This is a genomic window from Aquimarina mytili, assembly GCF_016735115.1.
GTDB classification, from domain to species: domain Bacteria; phylum Bacteroidota; class Bacteroidia; order Flavobacteriales; family Flavobacteriaceae; genus Aquimarina; species Aquimarina mytili.
Genome location: NZ_JAERQJ010000001.1, coordinates 298,709 through 320,995, shown reverse-complemented (window position 1 = coordinate 320,995; position 22,287 = coordinate 298,709). Strand labels below are relative to the sequence as shown.

Sequence of the window (22,287 nt, the reverse complement as noted above, 5' to 3'; positions counted from 1 at the left end):
AACACTAATTATTCGCTCTCAAAACGAACTGTACTTTGCCGTTTACGATTTACATGTAATTGAGTTACATCAGGTCTTGAATAATGGCCTACGGGATCAAAATTTTGTCGTTCTTGCAATACCCTATTAAAATCTAATGTTTCGATCAAAAGTCCTTCCGTATTTAAAACGGGTTCTAAAACCCATTCTCCATCTGGCCCTGCGATACAAGAGCCACCATTGCCCAAAATATCTGGAGCTTTTTTCAATATTTCATCGAGATGAGGCGTTGCTTTCGGAAAATCTTCCTTCCTCATTAAACTAGATACCGAAATCACATAAGAACGGGATTCTCTGGCAATAAAACGGGTAATATCCTTGGTGTTGTAATCGCTTCCGGGCCAAACAGAAATATGCAAATTTTCTCCCTGTCCATACAAAGCAGCTCTGGGTAAAGGCATCCAATTTTCCCAGCAGTTTAAACCTCCAACAGTAAATGCCTTTAGGGGATGCACCAACAACCCATTACCATCTCCTGGGGACCAGGTCAATCGCTCTTCATACGTGGGTTGTAGCTTTCTGTGTACAGATTTAATTTCGCCCATTTCACTAATATAAACCAAGGATGCATATAAGCTATGTCCTCCTCTATCTAATGGTCGTTCAATAATCCCCAAATACATTGCCATACGATGCTTTTCTGCAAGTTCGCAAACAGAATCTAGATCACCTTTTTCAATTACAATAGCATTTTGGGCATAATGCGCATGTATCTCTTTTTGAATTGAGCTATTAAACTTTGCCCCATTGGTCAACTCAACCCAAAAGGGATATCCTGGCAATAGTGCTTCTCCAAAAACAATTAATTCTGCCTTCTTTAAAGCTGCTTCTTCAATTGTGTTTTCAATTTTTTTAAGCGTTTGAACTTTATTTAACCAAACCGGAGCAATTTGCGCTAATGCAACTGTCAATAATTGATCTTTCATATAAATAGTATCGAGTATATAGTATGAATTTAAAACATTAAAAAAATCAGAAAGTCGGCAAAATCGCCACAAAGCAAAAAAGAATGTAAAATACTGAAATTCATATTATTGAACTCGAAATATCACATTATGGAAAAACCATAACACAACCTTTACTTAACATTAAAACATCTTCAAAAAATGAAAAATAGCTATACTCAGCGTCTAAAATCTGAGAATCTTTTACACAAATACCTTTTCTGCATACATTCCTGAAAAGTAAACATATGAAAAGTATTTTTTCTTCAAAGTTTAATTTACGTTAAAACCCATTCATTTTAACGTAATCGTAATTGAAACAACACATTCTAATAAAACTATAAAACCGAATACTCTTGTTTCTAAAGGTACATTTGTCTTGTAAAATTAAAACAAACAACATCTCAAATCTTTAAACACAAAAAAATGAAAAAATTCACTGTATTATTAGCACTTGTATTTGGATTCGGGCAATTATTTGCATCAAATAACAGCCCTGTTGGCTCAGAGCAACAGCTAAGAAACGAAGTAGCTATTCTTTTAAAAAGCCCAGAAATAGTAGTAAAAGAAGAGCTTAAAGCCAATATTGAATTTACTCTGAATGTAAAAGGAGAAATCGTGGTTTTAAACGTTGATTCTAAAGAAGAATTAGTAGTTAATTATGTGAAATCAAGATTAAACTATAAAAAAATAGCATCCAATACTTCAAAAAACAAAAACAGAATATTTAAACTTATTCTAAAAATCAAAAAACCCAAGGAAGCGTAATCCTAATTTATTATTCTTATCAAGTAAAGCAGTTACCTAGGTTGCTGCTTTCTTTTTTTACCAAAGAATACGATCCAAAATCATATTGACATCGATAAGTATGATACTAAAAGCGCCTATTGCTATGATTAACTTTAAAATATTATGCAACCACACATAATGAATCTTTTGTTTAGAAATCCATAATGCAATTAAAAAAACAAAAAGCAACGTTAAACATCCATAAAAATAAAGGTACATATACCCTATTTCATACCTTGTTAATAGTAGATAAACGGGAACTCCTGATGTTAAAATTAATATGCTTATTATTTTTTTGGAAGATAATTCACCATACACAACAGGAATGGTTTTATAATTTTGTGCCATATCTCCTTTAAGGTTTTCTAAATCTTTAACCATCTCTCTAATCATAAGCATTAAAAATAGAAAGGTAGCATGCACAAAGATTACCTCATCAAAGTTCTTATAGTAAATAAAGACCGCAAAAAAGGGAGTAATTGCTAATATTGAAGCAACTGTATTTCCTACAATTGGATATTTTTTCAATTTATGCGAGTAAAACCATATTGCAAAAATGTATAGTGAGAAAAAAAGCACAGCCCTAAAAGACACATAACTGGCTAGTACTACAGACAAAAAATTCAGGATAAAATAGCCCGTAAGTTTGGTCTGCTGACTCACCAAACGATCAAGCATTGTTTTTTGAGGGCGGTTAATTAAATCCTTCTCCCTATCATAAAAATTATTAATTATATACCCAGCTGCAATCACACCGGCTGAAGCTAATACAATAACAAATAAATTAGGATCAAGAATTACATCTCGCATTCTAACATCGGGTGCTAAAATAAAAATCGAAGTAAGGTATTGAGCAAGAACTATAATAAGGATGTTATACCCACGTACTACAGAAAATAAACTCAACAGTTTAAGGAGAATGAGTTTGTTTTTTCTGGTAAGCATAGCTGCTCATTAAAAATTATAAACAACCTCTAGTTTATAGTCCTTAAGTGAAGCTTGCGCTTTATCAAAATCCTGTGTAAATCCTAATATATAACCTCCTCCTCCAGAGCCACATAATTTAAGATAGTAATCATTGGTTTCAATACCATTTTTCCATAAGCTATGAAATTGTTTAGGAATCATGGGCTTAAAATTATCTAAAACGACATGCGAAAGCTGCTTTATATTTAGAAATAAAGACTTGACATCCCCTTTTAGGAAATCATCAACACAGGCATCCGTATATTTTACAAATTGATTTTTGAGCATATTACGAAACCCTTCTTGCTTCATATTTTCCATGAAAATGCTAACCATAGGTGCAGTTTCACCTACAATACCACTATCCAATAAGAAAACTGCTCCTTTTTTACTCTGTGTACTTTGAGAAGGAATACCAGCAGGTTCAATATTATCTTTAGAGTGAATAAGTATCGGTAAACTAAGGTAGCTATTTAAAGGATCTAAACCAGAGCTACTACCATGGAAAAAAGATTCCATCAAGCCAAAAATTTCTTTAAGCTTCAATAATTTATCGCGAGTAAGATTTTCTAAAACCGTAATCTTATCTTCGGCATACTTATCATAAATAGCCGCAACTAAGGCTCCACTACTACCTACTCCATACCCTTGCGGAATACTACTATCAAAATACATCCCTGCCTTTATATCGGCATGCAACTTTTCAAAGTCAAACGCAACCACTCCCTGACTCTGGATTTCTTCAAGATATTCAGCAAAATGTTTAAGGTTTGTATTAGATTTTATAGCTTCTTGATTTGGGGTTTCAGAAACTTTTAATGCTCCTTTAAAAAAGTTATATGGTATAGAAAGACCTTTAGAATCTTTTATAATACCATATTCTCCAAACAATAATATTTTAGAGTAAAAAAGTGGTCCTTTCATTATTTCTCTTGTAGGTTATATCTAATTTGTATTCCTTAGTAAGATAAAGTTACAATATTTTTGCTCCCAATCCTATTTTGTCGCAAATATACTGCCCATTCTGACAATACGCAACTAACTCACTGGTAATGAAATCTAAAACCTCCTCTTTTTCAGAATCTGGATATAATAGATGCACATTAGCCCCCGCATCTAGTGTAAAACATAATTTAGAGCCCGTTTTTTTGCGATATCCCCATACTTTATTGATCACAGATAACGTATTAGGCTTCATAAGAATGAAATAAGGTAATGAAGTCATCATCATGGCATGAAGTGTTAATGCCTCGCTTTCAACTACTTCTATAAAAGAATCCATATCTCCAGAAATTAACACATGTTTTAATTTGGTAAGGTTTTCTGCTGCTTGCTCAAACCTTCTTTCTGCAAATGGATGACCATGCATTAAATCATGTCCTACAGTGCTACTTACTTGTTTTTCTCCCTTATCAATTAGCAAAATAGTATCACAATATTTTTCAAAATTTTGATGAATTTTATGCGGAAATTTAATTGCAAAAGCATCATTACTATTTTCTATCTCGTGATGTTTACCCCATACGGTTATTGGTCCTTCTATACTTCGGCACGCACTTCCAGAACCTAAACGTGCTAAAAACGAAGTCTTTTGTAAAAGTTCTTCATCTTCAATATCGTGGTTTATCTTTTTTTCCAGTTGCATTAGGCAAAATGCAAGTGCACTCATGCCACTAGCCGAAGAAGCAATCCCACTACTATGTGGAAATGTATTACTGGTTTCTATGGTAAAGGTATATTGTTTTAAAAAAGGAAGGTACTCTTCGATTCTTTCAAAAAAACTTTGAATTTTAGGTTTAAAATCCGGTTTTGGTTTTCCTTCAAATAATAATTCGAAATCAAAATCTTTTGAGACTACATCTCTTTTTTTATATGTTAAACTTGTGCTTGTTTTACAGGTGTTGAGTGTAAAACTGATTGAGGGATTTTCAGGAAGTTGTACTGGTCTTTTGCCCCAATATTTCACTAAAGCAATATTACTTGGAGAAGTACATATAATCTTCCCTTCATTAGGGAGTTCTAAAAATTCAGATGACATAAACTGAGGGTAATCCTTCATAAGAATAGATAATTTTGAACAAAGATACATGCTGTATGGTATTTAATGCATATTGTAGTAAAAATAAATTGCTATTTTAGTACTGCACTAACCCATTTTGATGAAAAAAAAGTTATTTCGTATTGGTATTTCTGTATTGTTATGCCTTTTAATAGGATTTTTGAGTAGTATTGCTACTAAGTCATCTATAGATACTTGGTATACTACTTTAAACAAGCCTTCTTTTAATCCCCCAAATTGGATTTTTGCTCCAGTCTGGGTAATTTTATATATTATGATGGGGGTTGCAGCAGGTATTGTATGGAGTAAAGGTTTTTATCATAAATGGGTAAAAACTGCGTTATATCATTTTGGGTTTCAATTGTTACTCAATGCTGCGTGGTCCATATTTTTCTTTGGATTGCAGAACCCGCTTATTGCGTTATTGGATATTATAGCCCTATTTATCCTTTTAATGTTTACCTATAGATGGTTCAAAGTTGTAAATGCAACTGCCGCTTACCTACTTATCCCTTATATTATTTGGGTTGCTTTTGCAACTACATTGAATTTTGGCATATGGCAACTAAATTAAACCAAGAATAAGGAATATCATTTTATGAGTAAAAAAGCAATAGTCTTACAGACTACTCTAGAATTAATTACAAAACAGGGCATCGGAGCTACTTCGCTTTCTCAAATTATTAAAGAATCTGGAGTGGCCAATGGTACTGTATATCATCATTTTAAAAATAAAGAAGAAATCATTACAGAGTTGTATTTAATGCTTACCCAAGATTTTGGTACAGTTGTTATGCGAAATGTTCCTGAAGATGATATTAAAAAACAGTTTACAGTGATGTGGCTTAATTTGTTTTATTATTTTGTCAACAATCCAATTGCTTTTATTTTTTCTGAACAGATTGCTCGTTCTCCAGAAATTCCGCAATCATTAAAAGACCAGGCAAGACAATATTATAATGACATCGAACAATTTTTTAAAGAGGGTGTGAGGCAAAAGATTTTTAAGTCATACAACACTTTGGTTATGGAAGAATTGTTCTTTGGAAATGTAGTATCTCTCGTAAAAATTCATGAAAACGAAACCGTAAATCTTCAGGAAAAACATATCAATCAAGCCATAGAAATTTCTTGGAGAGGATTTCTAAAAGATAGTACCATTATTTAATCTAGATTAAAAAAATCCCGCTATGTAGCGGGATAAATTCATGTTATTATATTAGTTGCCTTATTTAGTTAAAGACAATATTCACACAAGATTCTTTATAAAGATCTTTGAGAACTATTTCTATAGCTTTTCGTGCATTTTGACCTCTTCCAATTTCTCCTCCTTTAAATTTTAATTTTCCAGTATTCCTATCCCAATAATACTCATCACTATCTGTTTTTATAATTCGCTTATTATCCTTTGTAGTTACCTGAAAGGCATCAAACTCTTGACTATATTCTAGTCCAGATGGAAAATATACCTCGGTAACAAACTTGGTAGACCCTTTTTCATATACATAACATACACACTCACCAATATCCTTAGCTTCAGAAACTCTTACCATATTATTTTGTACAATTTTCCAATCTCCATTTGATTGAATAGCAACAACATCCATTAACATTGTTCCTTTTTCGGCTAACTTTTTATCTATATAAGACTCAAAATTAATAACCGCCGAGATAATTCCTGCCCGCTCTTTTTGTGTCTGAAAAACGACTTTATCCAGAATTAACTTAAAGTCATAATTATCATCATCTATAATATCATCCAATTGAGAAGAAATATCTTTTTTTTCATAATTCTTCCGCACCAGAGTTCCGGATAAATTTACATAAACAGTATTTCCGCTATATTTTTCGTCAAATAATTCTAATACATCTTCTTTTTTTGTACCCTGTGTTAATGCATTCATTTTATTGACATAGTCCATTAATAGCTGCTTAACAGGTTCTTTTTCGTTGTAAGCGTATGCCTGGTACAATCCATTACTTAGAAATGCAAAAATGAGGAATAAAGTAATTTTTTTCATAGTTAATGAGGTATTAGTTAAACCCCATTAAGATACAAAATTTTCTGAAGAATAGCTAGATTAACCAAACAATTTACTATGTTAACTTACTTAATTCCAGTAATTTAATTACTGTTTTACAGTTTCTGGTAGTTGCGTCGCACTTTAGTTTTTTCTCAAAGAAATTATTAGTAAGCTTAGTTTTTCCGTAACCGTTAGCAGCATAAAAATAGACCACTTTGCTGGTGATTTCAAATCTTTCTTCTTTAAAATCCTTAGCCATAAGTTCTGCTACTGCATTGGCATCAGGAGGATTAGATAACAATGTGAAATACATTTTTTTGTCTTCGATTTCTCCACTTAAAAGGCCATCAGAAAATGGATTTTCCTCATAGATATTAGTTAAGATTTCCGGCGTAAGAACTAATACCGGAACATCAAATCCAAATCGTGTTGAAATACCATTTTTTATTAAATCTGACAGTATCTGAGTATCCTTTTTTTCACTTTTGAAAACAATATTACCACTTTGGATATACGTAGTAACAGAAGTGAGCCTTAAACCCTCAAGCATAGCTTTAAGATCGATCATTTTAATCTTTTTTTGACCACTTACATTAATCCCACGTAATAATGCTATGTATATTTTCATCTATCGCTTTATTAAATTAATCACCCGAAGCTATTGCTTTTGCTGCAATATAAGCACCAGTCCATGCATTTTGAAAATTGAAACCTCCCGTAATTGCATCAATATTTAGAACCTCTCCAGCAAAGTATAAATTCTGATATTTTTTACTTTCAAAAGTTTTAAAATTAATCTCTTTAAGATTAACCCCACCAGCTGTTACAAATTCTTCTTTAAAAGTACTTTTCCCATGCACTTGAAAAACACCTTGTGTGAGTTGTTCTGATAACGTATTGAGTTGAACTTTGTTTAGATCTGCCCAACGCGTATCTTGTTTAATCCCTGAAGCAACAACTAAACTTTGCCAAAGCCTCTTAGGAAGTTCAAATTGTGCGTATTTATAAACATGTTGTTTTGGATTCTCTTTTTTTAACCCTTTAAGTTCTTCAAGAATCTCTTGTGTTGCATAATGTTGAAGCCAATTTACTCTAATTTCAAAATTGTATTCTAACGCATTTAGCTCTACTGCTCCCCAAGCAGATAGCTTTAAAATCGCCGGACCACTCATCCCCCAATGCGTAATCAATAATGGTCCCTCGCTGGATAACTTAGTGTTTTTAACTTTAACTGAAGCATTTGTTACAACACCAGGTAAATCTTTAATTCTAGGATCCTTAATATTAAATGTAAATAATGATGGTACCGGGCTAATAGTGCTATGATCTAAGTCGTTAAGCAATTTCCAAATCTTAGGATTACTGCCTGTGGCAATCATCAATTTTTTGGCTGTGAAATTTCCTTGAGTAGTTTCTAAAGCCCACCCCTGAGTCTCAATTTTAATTTTTTTAGCCGAATGATTTGTAAGCACCTCAATACCCAGCCTTTTTGTTTCTGATAAAAAACAATCAATTATAGTTTCGGACGAGTCTGAAACCGGAAATATTCTACCATCTTCCTCAATTTTTAGTGCTACACCCCTACGATCAAACCACTCCATAGTATCTCCCGTCATAAAAGTATGAAATGGACCTTTCAACTCTTTTTCCCCTCTTGGATAATTTTTACTTAGTTCGTTAGGAATAAATTCAGCATGAGTAACATTACAACGACCGCCACCAGAAACCCGTACTTTGGATAAGACTTCCTTTCCTCGTTCTAAAATAGCAATTTTTAAATTTGGCTTATTCTCTGCAACATTAATTGCTGTAAAAAAACCAGCGGCTCCACCACCAATGACAATTAGATCATAATTCATTTTGCTAAATTCGGAAAATCTGTAATGATACCCTCAACATTCCATGATTTTGATTGATCGATTAGTGTCTTGTCATTTACTGTCCATACATAAACCTGGTATCCTTCCTGATGCATCAGATCGACTTCATCTTTAGTCAAGGTAGTTACAGGCGGATGAACTGAAAAAGCATTAAGTTCCTTGGCAATCTTCAACACTTGTGTGCTATTTTCTTCGGTAAGCACACCTAAATTGAATTTTGAGGTCACACTTTTTATTTGAAATAATTGTGAATGATCAAAGCTGGATATTATGAAGTCATCATACTTCCAACTAGAATTTTTAATATATTTTTCTAAAAGTTCAATAGTTGGCAGTGCTGTTCCAATTCCCTTTAATTCTATATTGAGTACACACTTTGCATCAATTAAATCCAATACTTGATCAAGTAAAGGAATCATATAACCCTCAATAGTTCTAAACTTTTTTAAGTCTGACCAGGTGAACTTTGATACGTTTCCTTGACCATTAGTTGTTCTTTGAAGCGTGTTATCATGAATTACGACTAACTCGCCGGATTTACATCGATGTACATCGATCTCGATACCATCAACACCATGCTCAAGAGCTGCTGTAATTGATTCTAATGTGTTTTCTGCTATTAATCCGGCTGCCCCACGATGTCCAAATATTTTCATACTTGTATTTCATTGAAAATTGAAGATCATTACTCTTCGATTGTTAAACATTTTAGTATAGAAATAGAAACTTTGCGTATTGTATTGGGTTGCCCAATCATTACCATTCTAAACCGGTTGTAAACCCTTTTTGTTGTGTTTTTTACTCCTTAAAGGGTGGTTTATTACTATTTTTTGGTGGTTCAGAGATCTTTCCAACCTATTATGTACCATCTCGAAGTACTTATTAAACCGCTTCGAATCATCTTTGAACCTATTATAATAGGTAACAAACCTATTTTAGACGGTAAATAACCTATTATAATCACTTATGCAACCGGTTAGAAAAGGTTCAGAACCTCTTATAAACAGTATTACATTGGTTCGAATAAGTAAAAGACCACCCTAAAGGGGGTTTCGAACCTGGTTAGGGGTGGTTCAGAACCACCCTCTTTAGGTTATTTTATCATTCTTATATTATTTGAAAGCTGAAAAACCAGTAATATCCATACCCGTAATCAACAGATGTATATCATGAGTCCCTTCGTAAGTGATTACACTCTCTAAATTCATCATATGACGCATAATACTATACTCTCCGGTAATCCCCATGCCACCTAGAATTTGTCGTGCTTCTCTAGCAATCTTTATCGCCATATCAACATTATTACGTTTTGCCATCGAAATTTGGGCAGAGGTAGCTTTTCCTTCGTTGCGTAATACTCCTAATCGCCATGCTAACAATTGTGCTTTGGTAATTTCGGTAATCATTTCGGCAAGCTTCTTTTGTTGTAATTGTGTTGCTCCGATAGGTTTATCAAATTGGATGCGCTCTTTGGCATATCTCAAAGCTGTATCATAGCAGTCCATTGCAGCCCCAATTGCTCCCCAGGCAATACCATAACGAGCAGAATCTAAACACCCCAGCGGTGCCCCTAATCCACTTTTATTAGGTAATAAATTCTCTTTTGGTACTTTTACATTATCAAAAATCAATTCTCCAGTTGCAGATGCACGCAACGACCATTTGTTATGTGTTTCTGGGGTTGAGAATCCTTCCATGCCTCGTTCTACAACGAGTCCGTGGATTCTTCCTTCTTCATTTTTTGCCCAAACTACGGCGATATCAGCAAAAGGAGCATTTGATATCCAAAGTTTGGCCCCATTAAGCAAATAGTGATCGCCTTTGTCTTTAAAATTGGTTGTCATTCCGCCTGGGTTAGAGCCATGGTCGGGTTCGGTAAGCCCAAAACATCCCATAAACTCACCTGATGCTAATTTTGGGAGGTACTTTTTTCTTTGTTCTTCGTTACCGTATTTCCAGATAGGATACATCACTAAAGAAGATTGTACAGAAGAGGTTGATCGCACACCAGAATCACCCCTCTCGATCTCCTGCATAATTAATCCATAACTAATCTGATCAAGTCCTGCTCCACCATATTCTACTGGAATGTACGGCCCAAATGCTCCAATTTCTGCTAAACCTTTAATAATTTGATTAGGAAATTCTGCTCGTTGAGCATATTCCTCGATAATAGGAGATACTTCACGTTTTACCCAGCTGCGGGCTGCATCACGAACAAGCTTATGCTCGTCAGAAAGTAATTCGTCTAAATTATAATAATCGGGAGCTTCAAAAAGATCTGGCTTCATTTGGTATATATCTTTAAAGTATTATCAAAATTATTACACGTATGTGCTTAACAAATGTAATTAATGGAAAAAGAGCAAGCAATTTTTTTAATGTTTTTAAAAAAACATGAATAAATCAGAATATATTTTAATCAAAAACCCACTCAAAGGAGTGGGTTTTAATGACTTTTGATTATGTTATTCGTGTTTAGTTCACCAAAAACTTTTGGGTTTCGGTTTGATTGCCACTCATCAGTTTTACAAAATAGATACCTTTTTCTAAAGGCTTTGCAAAAATGACTTGCTCATTATTTCCTTCTATAACACCTTCTGCAACTACTTCTCCTGCAAAAGAAACTATTTGATATCTCGTGTTTTGTATTGCACCACTTATGTTTAGCTCTCTCCCCGTTGAAGGCACAGGATACATAGAGACTCCGGATTCTAAGGTAGAGGTTATTGGACCAATCGCAGGGTTACAATTATTGATAATTGCCTCTGCGCTGTTTGTATTTATGGTGTTATTATAAATACTTATTTGCCCACCAACTGTATTTGGATTCTCTAACAATACTACTATTCCACATCCATTCTGTAGGTTTTTATTATCTCCAATGATAAGCCTGTTTCCTACAGAAGATAAATTAATTAACCCATCTAAATTTTGTAGTGATTGATTTCTTGATACTATTAAATCTGCACCTAATGAAGTAAGACCGGTTAGTCCATTAAGATTTGTTAATGCTGCATTACTAGAAATTCGAACTACAGAGCCATGCACTGATGCACCAGATAATCCAGTAATATTTTGCAATAATTGGTTACGATACAAAAATAGGTTGCCTAAGTTTGTCACATTTTGTAGTACATCTAAATTGCTTATATTAATATTATCAAGATAAAAATCTCCATTTATTGCTTCTAAACCGTTAAACGAATCTAGACTTGATAAACCAACGTTTAACATTTTTAGATCTTGTAGTGTTGTTATATTTTTAAAATCAAGAACAACAAGCTTGTCATTATTAGCTAATATTACATTATCTACTTCTTTCAATTTCGTAAAACCAACAAATCTTTTTAGGCTAGCATTGTCTCTAACATGTAATGTCTTAATTTTAGTTAATCCTCTAAAACTTTTTACATATAGTAAGGCAGAGTTTCCAAAAACATTAAGATCTCCTCCTAATCTTTCTAATTTATTTAGGTTTCTTAGGTCGACAATACCTCCTGCTGTTGTTTCTTGTATTGTTAGATCTCCTGTAATTTCACAATAATTAAAAGTATCTATTTGGGCTTGAGAACTTAATACCAAGTCTCCTGTATATATCTCATTACAAGTAATACAATTATCTAGAATATCATCTACAGAACTTGTTGTGGGCCCATTATCGCGTATGGTTATTTCTCCATTAGATCCTAAAGAATTTGGATCCAATAATAATTTGGTGATACTACATGCATTTTCTAATACTGGATTATCCACTACTCTTAAAACTCCTAAACGCTGATCCATTTCGGGGATATTATTTAACCCATTTAGATTATTGAGGGATTTATTATTTTTAATCTGCACTAAAAAAGCAGGTTTGGTACAACTAGAAAAGCCATCTACGCTAACTAAAGAATCATTATTTTCAACTACAATAGATCCTGTATTTATTTTTGAAAAGCCGTCTATATTTAATAATGACTTGTTTGAAGAAACTTTAATATAACTCAAATCTTCCAAATTAGATAATCCAATAAGGGTGGATAATTTCGGATTATTATCTATATCGATTAGATCAACCTCTCTTAATCTAGTGAGTCCTATAAGATTATTTAACTCTTGATTATTAGTTATTATAAACTCTCCCGAAATTCTTTCTAGACCTAATAAACCATCTAAGTTTATAATATTACCTGCTATCCCTTCTTCAATAGTTAAATTACCGATGACTTCACAATAATTAAATGCATCAATTTCGACTTGAGAGCTTAACACCAAGTCTCCTGTGTATGTACCATTACAGGTAATACAATTATCCAGAATATCATCTATAGAACTTGTTGTGGGTCCGTTGTCGTGAATTGTTTTTTCTATAAATGATCCATTAGTCTGATCCAATAACATTTTGGTAATCCCACATCCATTTTCTAAAGCATTATTATTCCTGACTCTAAGCACCCCTAAAAGATTACTCAAACCTGGGATATTATTCAATCCATCCAGGTTTTTAAGTGATACATTACCAATTATTTCAATAAAAAATGCCTTTTGTGAACAATTAGATAGACCATCTATATTGGTCAATGAGTGATTACCTCTTACAACGATTCCATTGGTATTTATACTACTTAATCCATCTAAATTTTGTAGAGAATCATTTGCTTCTATAAAAAGATCACCTGTTCTCACACTCGACAAACCATCGAGTGTTGTTAATTGCGGATTATTTCGAATTTCTATTTGTCGCAATTCTCCCAAGTTGGATAATCCATTAATATTATTAAGCTCCTGGTTATGCTGGATAACAAGATTTTCAGAAACTCTTGCTAGCTCAGATAGTCCATCTAAATGTATAATATCTCCAGGATTGGACTCTTCAATAGTTAAGCTTCCTTGTATTTCAAAATAATTAAAAGCATTAATTTCGGCTTGAGTTCTAAGTGTTAAATCACCAACATACACCTGAGCTATACTTACTTGTATGCAGCATAGCATCATTACATAAAATAGGTTAAGTTTTTTCATCTTTTTTGTTTAAAATTTTGAGACAAAAGTATTTCAGAGCGTATCGATCATGTTGTCAAAAACTTACGATTTTATCGAATATCATTGTAAACAATCAATTAAGCACCAAAAACACTTGTGACTTCACATTATTGATCTACGTATCCGTACTTAATGTATTTGCTAATAAAAATGTTACCCTTTTTTTTATAATTATATAGCCGTTAAGACAAAACATATATTATTGTCAAAGAGAAGGGTATTAAAAAATGGTTTAAGAATTTAAAATTTTGAAGGAGGGTTTCCGTAGAATTTTTTAAATAGTTTACTAAAGGATTGTAAGTCGGTGAAATTTAAAAGTGCTACCACATCAGAAATTGAAAATGCTCCATTTTGCAATAACATATATGCTTTTTCTAGTTTTACTTTATTGTGATATTGATGCGGTGTAAGACCAAATACATTTTTAAATGATGTATAAATATGGTAATCTGATAGAGCAGAAATTTCTGAAAGTTCTTCCATTGTAATTTTTGCCGAAAGATTATCATGAATATAATTTCTAACCAGGAGTAATCTTCTAAACACTTCTTTTTTGGTGCTCGATTTTTTAGAATCTATTCTATTTAGCAATTTGTATAGGCCTATATGCTCGTCATAAAGCACCTGAAGCATCTCAAAAGTTAAGTCGATAGCATTAACTTGATTAAAATCACCATGATTACTGAGATAATATACCCGTTCTAAAAATTTACCCAACTTAGAATGTTGTGTATTAAAGCTGTTCTCTAAAAGTATTGGAGATTTTTCAGGAAAATCAAATGGAGTATCAAGCAGTTTTTCGGTGCTACACGACAAAAAATTTATAAATCTTGAAACCAAGGCATCCGATACGGCAAAACATAAAATATCATTTTGTATAGATTCATTACAAATATACTCCCAAGGAGAATCTGAATTTGAAATAATAAAATCAGTCTTTTTTAGGTAATGCGATCTTTGATTTACCAGTACATTTCCTTGACCTTCATGAAAATACGTTATCGTTAAACTACTCTCATTGTACTTATAATAAGGAAGATTTGTTTTAAAACGAATAAGAAAGTTTTCTTCCTTATTTAACATATGAGGGTCATTTCGTTTTATACGATCAAAATGATTATAATAAATGTTTTGATAGCTCAAAGTAGGTATGTTTTTTATTTTAGGGATTGCAAAAATATAATTTTTTTACAAGTTTAAAAATTTGTTTTTACTTGATAATCAAAAAATTACGGATTCATCAGGTGCCAATTATATTAATTAGGAATACGTATTTCATGATATATTTACTTCATTAAACTTGAGGGAGGTTTCCCATAGAGTTTTTTAAATAATTTATTAAAGGATTGCAAGTCTGTGAAATTTAAAAGTACAACCACATCTGAAATTGAAAATGATCCATTCTTTAACAACATATATGCCTTTTCTAATTTTACTTTATTATGGTATTGATGTGGTGTAAAGCCAAACACATTTTTAAATGATGTATAAATATGATAATTTGATAAAGCAGAAATCTCAGAAAGTTCTTTAGTCGTTATTTTTGTTGTTAAATTATCATGAATATAATTTCTGGCTAAGAGCAATTTCCGATATACTTCTTTCTTAGTGCTCTCCTTTTTAGAATCTATTTTATTCAATACATGCGGGTCATATTTCTGCGCATTATCGAAGTCATCGTTTTGACAAGTCATTATAAATTCAATCTTTTATTTGTAGCAAAATGATTTTCACTATTGTATGTATTAAAAATCTAGTAAGTCTTCAAAAAAACAGCTTGTTGCATTGTATTGATATACATATTCGTACTTAATGTGTGCTTCCGTAAAAATGTTACCCCTATTTTATTTTATCCCTTTGTAGTTGGGCGCTGTTTTTGTGTATAAATTCCGCAGTTTAAAACTTTTTTCTACATAAGATCTTGTTAATTAAAGAACACCTGTGTAAATCATAAATACACTCAATGATCTGACAATCAAGTGATTAATTTATCATTTTGATATACAGATCTTCTCTGGCATAATTATTCCAAAGTATATGATGTAACAAAATGTAAATCTTAAAAGACACACAAAATGAAAAATTTATTTGTATTACCAGTATTAGTTTTTGGACTATTAGTAGCAACTCAAGGAATCAACGCGCAAGAAATAGCCTCTACTGATACTACAGAAATTACTACTCCTGTTCAGGAAAAATATATAGACCTGGCTGTAGAAAACTTACCGCAAAAAGTAATTGATGCTGTTGCTAAAGATTTTGCCGGTGCAACTATAGAAAAAGCAGGTGCCAAAGAAGATGCTTCAGAGTTTATGCTGGTATTAAAACAAGGAGAAAAAACAATGGAGGTTTATTGTGATGCAGATGGAAACTGGATCAAAAAATAAGTTTTTGATCATTAACAAGTAAGAGTCTTAGTTTATTTCGTGATAAATTAAACTTTATAGAGTGATTGAATTTTGAAAAGGAAGGTTTTGATAATGACCTTCCTTTTTGTTTGTAAAAGATATATCCTCTAACTTTTGAATAATATTTTTTTACTTTTATGATCAGATAAATCTCTAGATAGTGCAGATCAAAAATCTTATAAAAGTAAATTTTAAAAAGGGTCTCAACACAATTTTGGTGTTGTTTTTATTTTTAAATATTATCAATTTGTATAGCCAGAAAACTTCTCCGAAGGATTATGGATATAAACACTTTATTACAGTACAAAAAAAAGATACAATTAATTTCATTGTACGATCCAGGTCCAAAGGAAGGCTTCAAAAAAAACCTGTCTTTATCTTTATTCAAGATACATTACCCTCACCACTCATAACACATGATGGCAAGAGTCATTTTCCTCCTTATCCATTTTCATCCAAAATCCTTGAAGAAGAATATCATATACTTACGATAAGTAAACCTGGGCTACCTGTAATCAGTCTTTTTGAAGATTTAGGAAAACAGTATCGATATATAGACAAATTAACTGGCCAACCTCCTAAAGAGTACCTCCAAAATAATAATTTGGAGTATTACGTAAAAAACCATACTGCTGTTCTCAAGTTTTTAAGAAAACAAGATTGGGTAGATGATTCAAAAATTATTGTTGCTGGCCATGGTCAGCAAGGAAGCTCTATAGCTATCAAACTTGCGGCAACCCACTCTGATATATCACATGTAATTTATTCTGGAGGAATCCCGTATTATTCTAAAATACTTTCTGAAATTCGAGAAAAAAGACGCTATTTAGGTCTTAGAGAGCTAAAACCACTTATAAAGGATACTATTCAAGAGACAGACGTAGTACAGTTTGAGGATTGGGCTAAAGCTATGGATCTGAAAACACTATCCCAAGGCAATCAACAAAAAGGATTACTTTCTTTTTCTGAAAACCTGAATACCTGTTTCAAAAAACTGGATATTCCGATTCTTGTAAGTTATGGTGCCAGGGATATTGTGAGCCCTTACAATGACCTTCTTAGAATTGAAATGATTAAGTACAATAAAGACAATGTAGAGTTTAGGGCTTATGATGGGCTCGGGGCAAATTACTTCCCGTTTGAAAAAGGAGAGTTTTATCCAATGCTTGAATACTGGGATCTAGTTGCTGAAGATTGGAAAAAATGGTTATCAAAGCTATAAAACAAGGTCTAGGATAAAGTCATTCCCCATCTCTTAAACCAGATAATTTATAATATGCTACATCTTTATATAGAAATCTTTGGTCAGATCCATATATTCTTTTGTATAAACATGTCTTGAATTTTCTATGACCAGCTCATCTATTTCGCATTCTATTTGATTAAACCCAAATAGAAGTAAGCTTCTCTTTATCTCTGAAGTGGTATTGCCTTTTACCCGAGTTATTTTTTGAGGATACAGCTGTAATTGTTCTGCTATTTCGATACTTCTCTCTTCTTCTTTAAAAGGTATAATCATAGCTAATTTCCCTTGATTGGACAACAATCGTGACGCCCCAATAAATAAATGCTCAAACGGAAGTGCATCTTGAAACCTTGCCATATCTCGCTGTTCGTCTGAAGTTTTATAATCTTCGGCATAAAATGGAGGATTACTAATGAGCAAATCATATGGATCTTCTATTTCTTCAAAAAACTCCTGAAACGATGCATGGTAACAAAATAAGCGATCTCCCCATGGAGAGGCTTCAAAATTATCAACCGCCTGTTCATATGCTTCAGTATCAATTTCTAGTGCATCTATGATTTCGGCACCAGAGCGTTGAGCCGCCATTAATGCAATCACGCCAGTTCCTGTACCTATATCAAGAATCGAATTTGTTGTATCGCTTATTGGAGTCCACGCTCCTAACAAAACTCCATCGGTGCCAATTTTCATAGCGCAACGATCTTGAAGGACCGTAAATTGTTTAAATTTGAAAGGCTTCATAATTTAAATTCCAATATTAGAAAATTGTTGTTTCGAGTATATTAACTTTTGGAAAGTATTCGAATTGTTGGATTTTATCGTAAAATACAACACTTACAGATAAAGATCAATCAATCCTTCGGGGGTGGTTACCTGAACTATCTTTTTTTCTCTATCTATTGTATTGATAAATTCATCATTCATTGGGATAAGAATCTCGGTACCCTCGCGATCTATTTCGAATAATGCCTGAGCTGTAGAATCATTAATCGATTTAATAAGACCTACTTCTCCAAAAGCACTATCTACAATTGTAAACCCAATAACTTCGTGGAAATAAAACTGATCCCCTTCAAGTTTAGGCAATAAGTAAAGTGGAAGATAAATTTCGGCTTTCATAAGATCATCCGCATCTTCTTCAGTGTCTACATCTTCGAATTTTACTCTAAGTAAATCGCTTTTATGAAGCGAAGATCTTTCAATAAAAAATGGAACCAGATTATTGTTATAATCAATAAATACTGATTCCATTTTCACATAACTTTCAGGTTCATCGGTGTCCAATTTAATCAACACCTCACCCTTAAAACTAAATTTACTTACGATTTTACCTAGATAGAAGCATTCTTCTTTCTTCATCGTCAATAATGCAACTATTCTTCCTCGTTGCTAGCTTCTGTAGTTACTTCTTCTGCCGCAGCTTCAGCTTCTGGCGCTTCTTCTGGTGCATTTGCAGCAGCAGCTTCAGCCTCACGCTTAGCATTTACTTCTTTTTCAGCTTCTAGGGCCTTAGCCTTTTCAGCTGCTTCAGCTTTTGCTAATGCATCTTTCTTAGCATTAACACTACCTTCTTTTTCTGATAACCAAGCTTCAAATTTCTCAGCAGCTTGTTCTTCAGTTAGGGCTCCTTTTTTTACTCCACCTGCCAGGTGATTTTTAAGTAAAGCTCCTTTATAAGATAAAATAGCTCTTGCAGTATCAGTAGGTTGTGCTCCATTTTGTAACCATTTTACAGCTCCATCAACATCAAGGTCAACACTAGCTGGGTTTACGTTAGGATTGTACGTCCCTAATTTTTCAAGATATCTACCATCTCTTTTTGATCTAGCATCTGCTGCTACGATCCAGTAAAAAGGTTTCCCTTTTTTACCATGTCTCTGTAATCTAATTTTAACAGGCATAAAAATTAATTTTTGGGTACTCGACCCTGTTTATAATTAAGGGCGCAAAGATACTTATTTCTTTTTGAAAAAGAATTAATAATTACAAAAGTTTATCTCAAATGCTCAATACGCTAACTTTTTAAAAATCAATTTTCTATGCAGCAGAGTGAAATTTGGAGTACTAAAACACAAAATTCACCTACTTTTTAACTAAAAAAACAACATTTTGTGTATTTCATCGATAAAACATGCTTTTTTTCGATAAAAAAGTTGTTTTCTTGAAATTTTCATTTTATGTTTGTGGTCATAAACAAGATACGGTTTATCCGTAAATTTTTATAAAGCCCCAAGCCTATGATCAGAACTACTACTCAACTATTAGCAGTTTTCTGCTTTATTTTTACTTCTTGTTCAACTGATATCGAAATCAATGACCCTGCTTTACAGACTAAAATTGATGGAGAAATTTTTAGATCTTCGATCAAGAGTGCAGTCATTTATGAAGATGGTACATTAGTAATCTCAGGAACTGCTGGCGAAAAATCAATAAGTTTTTCTACTTCAGCAACACAAGTTGGATCTTACAAAACTTCGCAACAAACTGTTCAAAAAGTAAGTTTTAAAAAGGATCAGGAAGAATTTAATTCTGCAGAAGGAGAAACAGAAGGAACTGTAACTATTACAGAAATTCATAACAATGAAATTTCTGGAACTTTTTTCTTTAACAACCTTAAGGATGAAAACGGAAACACTACGAACTTTAGCGATGGGTGGTTTTACAAAATTCCTTTAGAAAATGGAGTTACAGAAGAAGAAGTGATTCGAAACAATACTAACCCTTGTTTACTTAATGCATCATTAACTGCACTTGTTAATGGTTCTGAAATGATTACAGATGATCATTCTGCCGAAGTTTTTGGTGTAGAAAACGTATCTATCATCATAAAAGCTACAAATCAAGAAGGAGAAATTTCAATAGTATTCCCTTCTAATGCATCCACTGGAAATTATTCTTTAACTGGATCTGGTGATTATAGCGCTACATATACCGCATTAAATGACAAGTCTTCTGCACGATCTGGAACACTTACAATAACTAGTCACGATACAGTAACAAAATGTATTAGTGGAAGTTTTGAATTTGAAACCAGAAGCGGCGTACAAATATCAGAAGGTTTATTTGAATTTGGTTATTAAAAAACCACAGCTCAACTTAACCATGAAAAGTGCTCATTGATATCAATGAGCACTTTTTAATTTTTTAGGAACGAAACCTAAAATATTTTCTAAACAGTACTCCTCTATCCTTATAAAATATGTTAGATAGCTAACATTTGCTGGTCTCTGCACATCTTCACTATCTGTACAGTTTTGTTAATTAATTGCCAAATTACATTTTTAATAAGATCCTTAACTCGTTCTAAACAAAATAAATAAACAACTGTTAATCAAGGGTATACAAGTTTATTAATGATATAAGCCCCATTACCCTTCGCATATTTTAAAATTTTTCTTTGTAAGCACAAAATAGTGCTGTCGTCTGAACATATATCAAAACTTAAATATTAGCTTTTGAAACCTAAAGACGATTGGCCAATTGTTTTTTTAAAGACACAAAAATTTAAAAAAACAACATCATGAAAAATTTAAAGACAATACTCTTAACCCTATTTGTAGCCTCAATATTTACTGCATGCAATACCGATGATGATGCTATAGTTATAGAAGATCAATCTGTAGAAGAAGCAGATGCAAAATCTTTTCAGACTTTTATAGCTTTAAAAGAAGCCAGACTACTATTAAATAGTATTCGAAGAGATGGAGGAACTCCTTATAATGCTTTTAGACCTGCACTTCGTTTTACTGAAGAGCAGAATGTATTTCTGCCAAGTGTATTAGGTATAGATTATCGAATAGATCGATCTGTAGTACCTGCAGGGCCCACGGCAAGATTTCCAATGTTTAAAGGCTGGGAAACTTTGCCTGATGGAAGTCGTAGAACAATTTATTATGTAATAACCGAAGCATCTAATAAAAAGATGGCTAAAAAACTGGGGGTCATATTTTCTCCTAGAATGGCCGCCTCAATTGGGTCCGGCGGTGAACAAAAAGGGTATTTTACTCGCCGAGGAAGACTTGTTTTTGAAGGATCTGTAGATTTTTCACCTAAAAGATCACTAGTAGCTGGTGGCACTTCAAGTGATGGATTATTATTTGGTTTTCCCCCAGCAGAGGTAAACCCTGGAGCTATTGCAGATGCCAATTGGTCGTCTTATGTAGTTTTACCTAGCGGAGTCGTAATCAATGCTCAACCGGTAGCAAATAGCACTGGCATTCATGATAGAATTCCTCATCCAGATGGAAATGGACCAGAGCAAGAAGATGACTTAAATAATCCAAATTTTGCTCCTGATCAAGCTTCTGTGGTAATGCAACTTTTAGATGGATGGCAAGATGGTAGACCTTATTACTTTCATATTGTAACAGATACTTCTGACCCCGGACCAGCTACTATTGAATTAGGAGTTTTTGCTCCAAGATTGGCTAATTTACCCACATTTGGTCTGTTTCCAGGAGGCTCTATGCTCCCTTTTAGCCCTACAGCAAATGGAAGAACTACCGATACAGATGGTCTTGGAGTACAAGGTTTAAATTCGGCTTCTTTAAGTGACCGACAAGTACAGGATCCAACGAATACGTTCCCAATTGACCCAAGAGACACAAGATATGCTCCTATGTGGGATGCCCATATCACAGAATTTACAATTCCTGAATCTGACCGTCCAATTTTACAAAGCTTCGATCAAATAAATGAGCTTTTGGCAGACGGTGTATTGATCCCATTTAGAGGGAATGCAAATCCAAGTCCTCTTGCAAATTCGTTATCCGATTTATTAACCGCTACTGGAGCAATCATTAACTGCCCTGTAATTACGCAGCCTTCAGAAAGCGTAATCGGCACTCAAATAGGATCACCGCGCAATAGATAACGTTGGCTATAAAAATTAAGCAATTGTA

The 22,287-nt window shown here is 33.1% G+C and carries 22 protein-coding genes; 7 read left to right on the top strand and 15 right to left on the bottom strand.

Annotated elements, in window-relative coordinates; all coding sequences use genetic code 11:
• Nucleotides 1-8: 8 nt before the first annotated feature.
• Complete coding sequence (locus tag JJQ60_RS01445) at nt 9-965, bottom strand: carbon-nitrogen hydrolase family protein (RefSeq protein ID WP_201916170.1); 957 nt, start codon at nt 963-965, stop codon at nt 9-11.
• Nucleotides 966-1,409: 444 nt separating this feature from the next.
• On the opposite strand from JJQ60_RS01445, the gene JJQ60_RS01440 reads away from it, so the two are divergent.
• A complete protein-coding gene (locus JJQ60_RS01440; protein ID WP_201916169.1) occupies nt 1,410-1,751 on the top strand; it encodes a hypothetical protein in 342 nt (113 codons plus the stop codon).
• A 57-nt stretch (nt 1,752-1,808) separates the two neighbouring features.
• Here JJQ60_RS01440 and JJQ60_RS01435 read toward each other — a convergent pair whose 3' ends face one another.
• The 3 genes from JJQ60_RS01435 to JJQ60_RS01425 are packed head-to-tail and all read right to left on the bottom strand — an operon-like array spanning nt 1,809 to nt 4,797.
• Nucleotides 1,809-2,717 carry a geranylgeranylglycerol-phosphate geranylgeranyltransferase gene (locus tag JJQ60_RS01435; protein WP_201916168.1) on the bottom strand — a complete coding sequence of 303 codons (909 nt, stop codon included), beginning with the start codon at nt 2,715-2,717 and terminating at the stop codon, nt 1,809-1,811.
• Nucleotides 2,718-2,726: 9 nt separating this feature from the next.
• Nucleotides 2,727-3,662 carry a mevalonate kinase family protein gene (locus JJQ60_RS01430; protein WP_201916167.1) on the bottom strand — a complete coding sequence of 312 codons (936 nt, stop codon included), beginning with the start codon at nt 3,660-3,662 and terminating at the stop codon, nt 2,727-2,729.
• 49 nt (nt 3,663-3,711) lie between these two features.
• Nucleotides 3,712-4,797 (bottom strand): diphosphomevalonate/mevalonate 3,5-bisphosphate decarboxylase family protein, encoded by a 1,086-nt coding sequence (locus tag JJQ60_RS01425; protein ID WP_394369527.1) that lies wholly within the window; start codon nt 4,795-4,797, stop codon nt 3,712-3,714.
• A gap of 100 nt (nt 4,798-4,897) precedes the next feature.
• On the opposite strand from JJQ60_RS01425, the gene JJQ60_RS01420 reads away from it, so the two are divergent.
• Together JJQ60_RS01420 and JJQ60_RS01415 are read left to right on the top strand one after the other, a co-directional pair.
• Nucleotides 4,898-5,371, top strand: a complete 474-nt coding sequence (locus JJQ60_RS01420) for a TspO/MBR family protein (protein WP_201916166.1) — start codon at nt 4,898-4,900, stop codon at nt 5,369-5,371.
• Between the two features lie 24 nt (nt 5,372-5,395).
• Nucleotides 5,396-5,965 carry a TetR/AcrR family transcriptional regulator gene (locus JJQ60_RS01415; protein WP_201916165.1) on the top strand — a complete coding sequence of 190 codons (570 nt, stop codon included), beginning with the start codon at nt 5,396-5,398 and terminating at the stop codon, nt 5,963-5,965.
• A gap of 64 nt (nt 5,966-6,029) precedes the next feature.
• Here the strand turns inward: JJQ60_RS01415 and JJQ60_RS01410 are convergent, their stop codons facing one another.
• The 8 genes from JJQ60_RS01410 to JJQ60_RS01375 all read right to left on the bottom strand — a co-directional run bounded on the left by JJQ60_RS01410 (nt 6,030) and on the right by JJQ60_RS01375 (nt 15,423).
• The gene (locus tag JJQ60_RS01410) at nt 6,030-6,818 is read right to left on the bottom strand and encodes a hypothetical protein (RefSeq protein ID WP_201916164.1); all 789 of its coding nucleotides are present in this window, start codon (nt 6,816-6,818) and stop codon (nt 6,030-6,032) included.
• Between the two features lie 76 nt (nt 6,819-6,894).
• Complete coding sequence (locus JJQ60_RS01405; RefSeq protein WP_201916163.1) at nt 6,895-7,449, bottom strand: DUF1697 domain-containing protein; 555 nt, start codon at nt 7,447-7,449, stop codon at nt 6,895-6,897.
• A 16-nt stretch (nt 7,450-7,465) separates the two neighbouring features.
• Nucleotides 7,466-8,680, bottom strand: a complete 1,215-nt coding sequence (locus tag JJQ60_RS01400; RefSeq protein ID WP_201916162.1) for a BaiN/RdsA family NAD(P)/FAD-dependent oxidoreductase — start codon at nt 8,678-8,680, stop codon at nt 7,466-7,468.
• Nucleotides 8,677-9,357, bottom strand: coding sequence for a glycerophosphodiester phosphodiesterase (locus JJQ60_RS01395; RefSeq protein ID WP_201916161.1), 681 nt, complete (start codon nt 9,355-9,357; stop codon nt 8,677-8,679). Before JJQ60_RS01395 ends, JJQ60_RS01400 begins: the two co-directional genes overlap by 4 nt.
• A 456-nt stretch (nt 9,358-9,813) precedes the next feature.
• Nucleotides 9,814-10,992 carry an acyl-CoA dehydrogenase family protein gene (locus JJQ60_RS01390; RefSeq protein ID WP_201916160.1) on the bottom strand — a complete coding sequence of 393 codons (1,179 nt, stop codon included), beginning with the start codon at nt 10,990-10,992 and terminating at the stop codon, nt 9,814-9,816.
• Between the two features lie 187 nt (nt 10,993-11,179).
• Nucleotides 11,180-13,708 (bottom strand): T9SS type A sorting domain-containing protein, encoded by a 2,529-nt coding sequence (locus tag JJQ60_RS01385; RefSeq protein WP_201916159.1) that lies wholly within the window; start codon nt 13,706-13,708, stop codon nt 11,180-11,182.
• A 261-nt stretch (nt 13,709-13,969) separates the two neighbouring features.
• Nucleotides 13,970-14,872: a helix-turn-helix domain-containing protein gene (locus JJQ60_RS01380; protein WP_201916158.1), complete on the bottom strand. Its 903-nt coding sequence runs from the start codon at nt 14,870-14,872 to the stop codon at nt 13,970-13,972.
• A 143-nt stretch (nt 14,873-15,015) separates the two neighbouring features.
• Entirely contained in the window at nt 15,016-15,423 is a 408-nt protein-coding gene (locus tag JJQ60_RS01375) for a helix-turn-helix domain-containing protein (RefSeq protein ID WP_201916157.1), read from the bottom strand.
• A gap of 381 nt (nt 15,424-15,804) precedes the next feature.
• Between JJQ60_RS01375 and JJQ60_RS01370 the strand changes: the two genes are divergently transcribed.
• Entirely contained in the window at nt 15,805-16,116 is a 312-nt protein-coding gene (locus tag JJQ60_RS01370; RefSeq protein WP_201916156.1) for a hypothetical protein, read from the top strand.
• Nucleotides 16,117-16,384: 268 nt separating this feature from the next.
• Nucleotides 16,385-17,359 carry an alpha/beta hydrolase family protein gene (locus JJQ60_RS01365; RefSeq protein ID WP_201916155.1) on the top strand — a complete coding sequence of 325 codons (975 nt, stop codon included), beginning with the start codon at nt 16,385-16,387 and terminating at the stop codon, nt 17,357-17,359.
• Nucleotides 17,360-17,416: 57 nt separating this feature from the next.
• Here JJQ60_RS01365 and JJQ60_RS01360 read toward each other — a convergent pair whose 3' ends face one another.
• From JJQ60_RS01360 to JJQ60_RS01350, 3 genes are all read right to left on the bottom strand, one after another.
• Nucleotides 17,417-18,127 carry a tRNA1(Val) (adenine(37)-N6)-methyltransferase gene (locus tag JJQ60_RS01360; protein WP_201916154.1) on the bottom strand — a complete coding sequence of 237 codons (711 nt, stop codon included), beginning with the start codon at nt 18,125-18,127 and terminating at the stop codon, nt 17,417-17,419.
• Nucleotides 18,128-18,220: 93 nt separating this feature from the next.
• Nucleotides 18,221-18,745 carry a ribosome maturation factor RimM gene (rimM, locus tag JJQ60_RS01355; protein ID WP_201916153.1) on the bottom strand — a complete coding sequence of 175 codons (525 nt, stop codon included), beginning with the start codon at nt 18,743-18,745 and terminating at the stop codon, nt 18,221-18,223.
• 14 nt (nt 18,746-18,759) lie between these two features.
• On the bottom strand, nt 18,760-19,287 hold the full coding sequence (locus JJQ60_RS01350; RefSeq protein ID WP_201916152.1) for a 30S ribosomal protein S16: 528 nt from the start codon (nt 19,285-19,287) through the stop codon (nt 18,760-18,762).
• A 336-nt stretch (nt 19,288-19,623) separates the two neighbouring features.
• Between JJQ60_RS01350 and JJQ60_RS01345 the strand changes: the two genes are divergently transcribed.
• Together JJQ60_RS01345 and JJQ60_RS01340 are read left to right on the top strand one after the other, a co-directional pair.
• A complete protein-coding gene (locus JJQ60_RS01345; protein ID WP_201916151.1) occupies nt 19,624-20,466 on the top strand; it encodes a DUF6252 family protein in 843 nt (280 codons plus the stop codon).
• 440 nt (nt 20,467-20,906) lie between these two features.
• Nucleotides 20,907-22,259 carry a hypothetical protein gene (locus JJQ60_RS01340; RefSeq protein WP_236669003.1) on the top strand — a complete coding sequence of 451 codons (1,353 nt, stop codon included), beginning with the start codon at nt 20,907-20,909 and terminating at the stop codon, nt 22,257-22,259.
• Nucleotides 22,260-22,287 lie beyond the last annotated feature (28 nt).

Excerpts from the sequence above, each read along its gene's own strand:
- JJQ60_RS01360 (WP_201916154.1), bottom strand. The coding sequence starts at position 18,127 with ATGAAGCCTTTCAAATTTAAACAATTTACGGTCCTTCAAGATCGTTGC.
- JJQ60_RS01400 (WP_201916162.1), bottom strand. The coding sequence starts at position 8,680 with ATGAATTATGATCTAATTGTCATTGGTGGTGGAGCCGCTGGTTTTTTT.
- JJQ60_RS01435 (WP_201916168.1), bottom strand. The coding sequence starts at position 2,717 with ATGCTTACCAGAAAAAACAAACTCATTCTCCTTAAACTGTTGAGTTTA.
- JJQ60_RS01350 (WP_201916152.1), bottom strand. The coding sequence starts at position 19,287 with ATGCCTGTTAAAATTAGATTACAGAGACATGGTAAAAAAGGGAAACCT.
- JJQ60_RS01445 (WP_201916170.1), bottom strand. The coding sequence starts at position 965 with ATGAAAGATCAATTATTGACAGTTGCATTAGCGCAAATTGCTCCGGTT.
- rimM (WP_201916153.1), bottom strand. The coding sequence starts at position 18,745 with ATGAAGAAAGAAGAATGCTTCTATCTAGGTAAAATCGTAAGTAAATTT.
- JJQ60_RS01390 (WP_201916160.1), bottom strand. The coding sequence starts at position 10,992 with ATGAAGCCAGATCTTTTTGAAGCTCCCGATTATTATAATTTAGACGAA.
- JJQ60_RS01420 (WP_201916166.1), top strand. The coding sequence starts at position 4,898 with ATGAAAAAAAAGTTATTTCGTATTGGTATTTCTGTATTGTTATGCCTT.
- JJQ60_RS01410 (WP_201916164.1), bottom strand. The coding sequence starts at position 6,818 with ATGAAAAAAATTACTTTATTCCTCATTTTTGCATTTCTAAGTAATGGA.
- JJQ60_RS01345 (WP_201916151.1), top strand. The coding sequence starts at position 19,624 with ATGATCAGAACTACTACTCAACTATTAGCAGTTTTCTGCTTTATTTTT.
- JJQ60_RS01425 (WP_394369527.1), bottom strand. The coding sequence starts at position 4,797 with ATGAAGGATTACCCTCAGTTTATGTCATCTGAATTTTTAGAACTCCCT.
- JJQ60_RS01340 (WP_236669003.1), top strand. The coding sequence starts at position 20,907 with ATGAAAAATTTAAAGACAATACTCTTAACCCTATTTGTAGCCTCAATA.
- JJQ60_RS01395 (WP_201916161.1), bottom strand. The coding sequence starts at position 9,357 with ATGAAAATATTTGGACATCGTGGGGCAGCCGGATTAATAGCAGAAAAC.
- JJQ60_RS01370 (WP_201916156.1), top strand. The coding sequence starts at position 15,805 with ATGAAAAATTTATTTGTATTACCAGTATTAGTTTTTGGACTATTAGTA.
- JJQ60_RS01375 (WP_201916157.1), bottom strand. The coding sequence starts at position 15,423 with ATGACTTGTCAAAACGATGACTTCGATAATGCGCAGAAATATGACCCG.
- JJQ60_RS01430 (WP_201916167.1), bottom strand. The coding sequence starts at position 3,662 with ATGAAAGGACCACTTTTTTACTCTAAAATATTATTGTTTGGAGAATAT.
- JJQ60_RS01440 (WP_201916169.1), top strand. The coding sequence starts at position 1,410 with ATGAAAAAATTCACTGTATTATTAGCACTTGTATTTGGATTCGGGCAA.
- JJQ60_RS01415 (WP_201916165.1), top strand. The coding sequence starts at position 5,396 with ATGAGTAAAAAAGCAATAGTCTTACAGACTACTCTAGAATTAATTACA.
- JJQ60_RS01405 (WP_201916163.1), bottom strand. The coding sequence starts at position 7,449 with ATGAAAATATACATAGCATTATTACGTGGGATTAATGTAAGTGGTCAA.
- JJQ60_RS01385 (WP_201916159.1), bottom strand. The coding sequence starts at position 13,708 with ATGAAAAAACTTAACCTATTTTATGTAATGATGCTATGCTGCATACAA.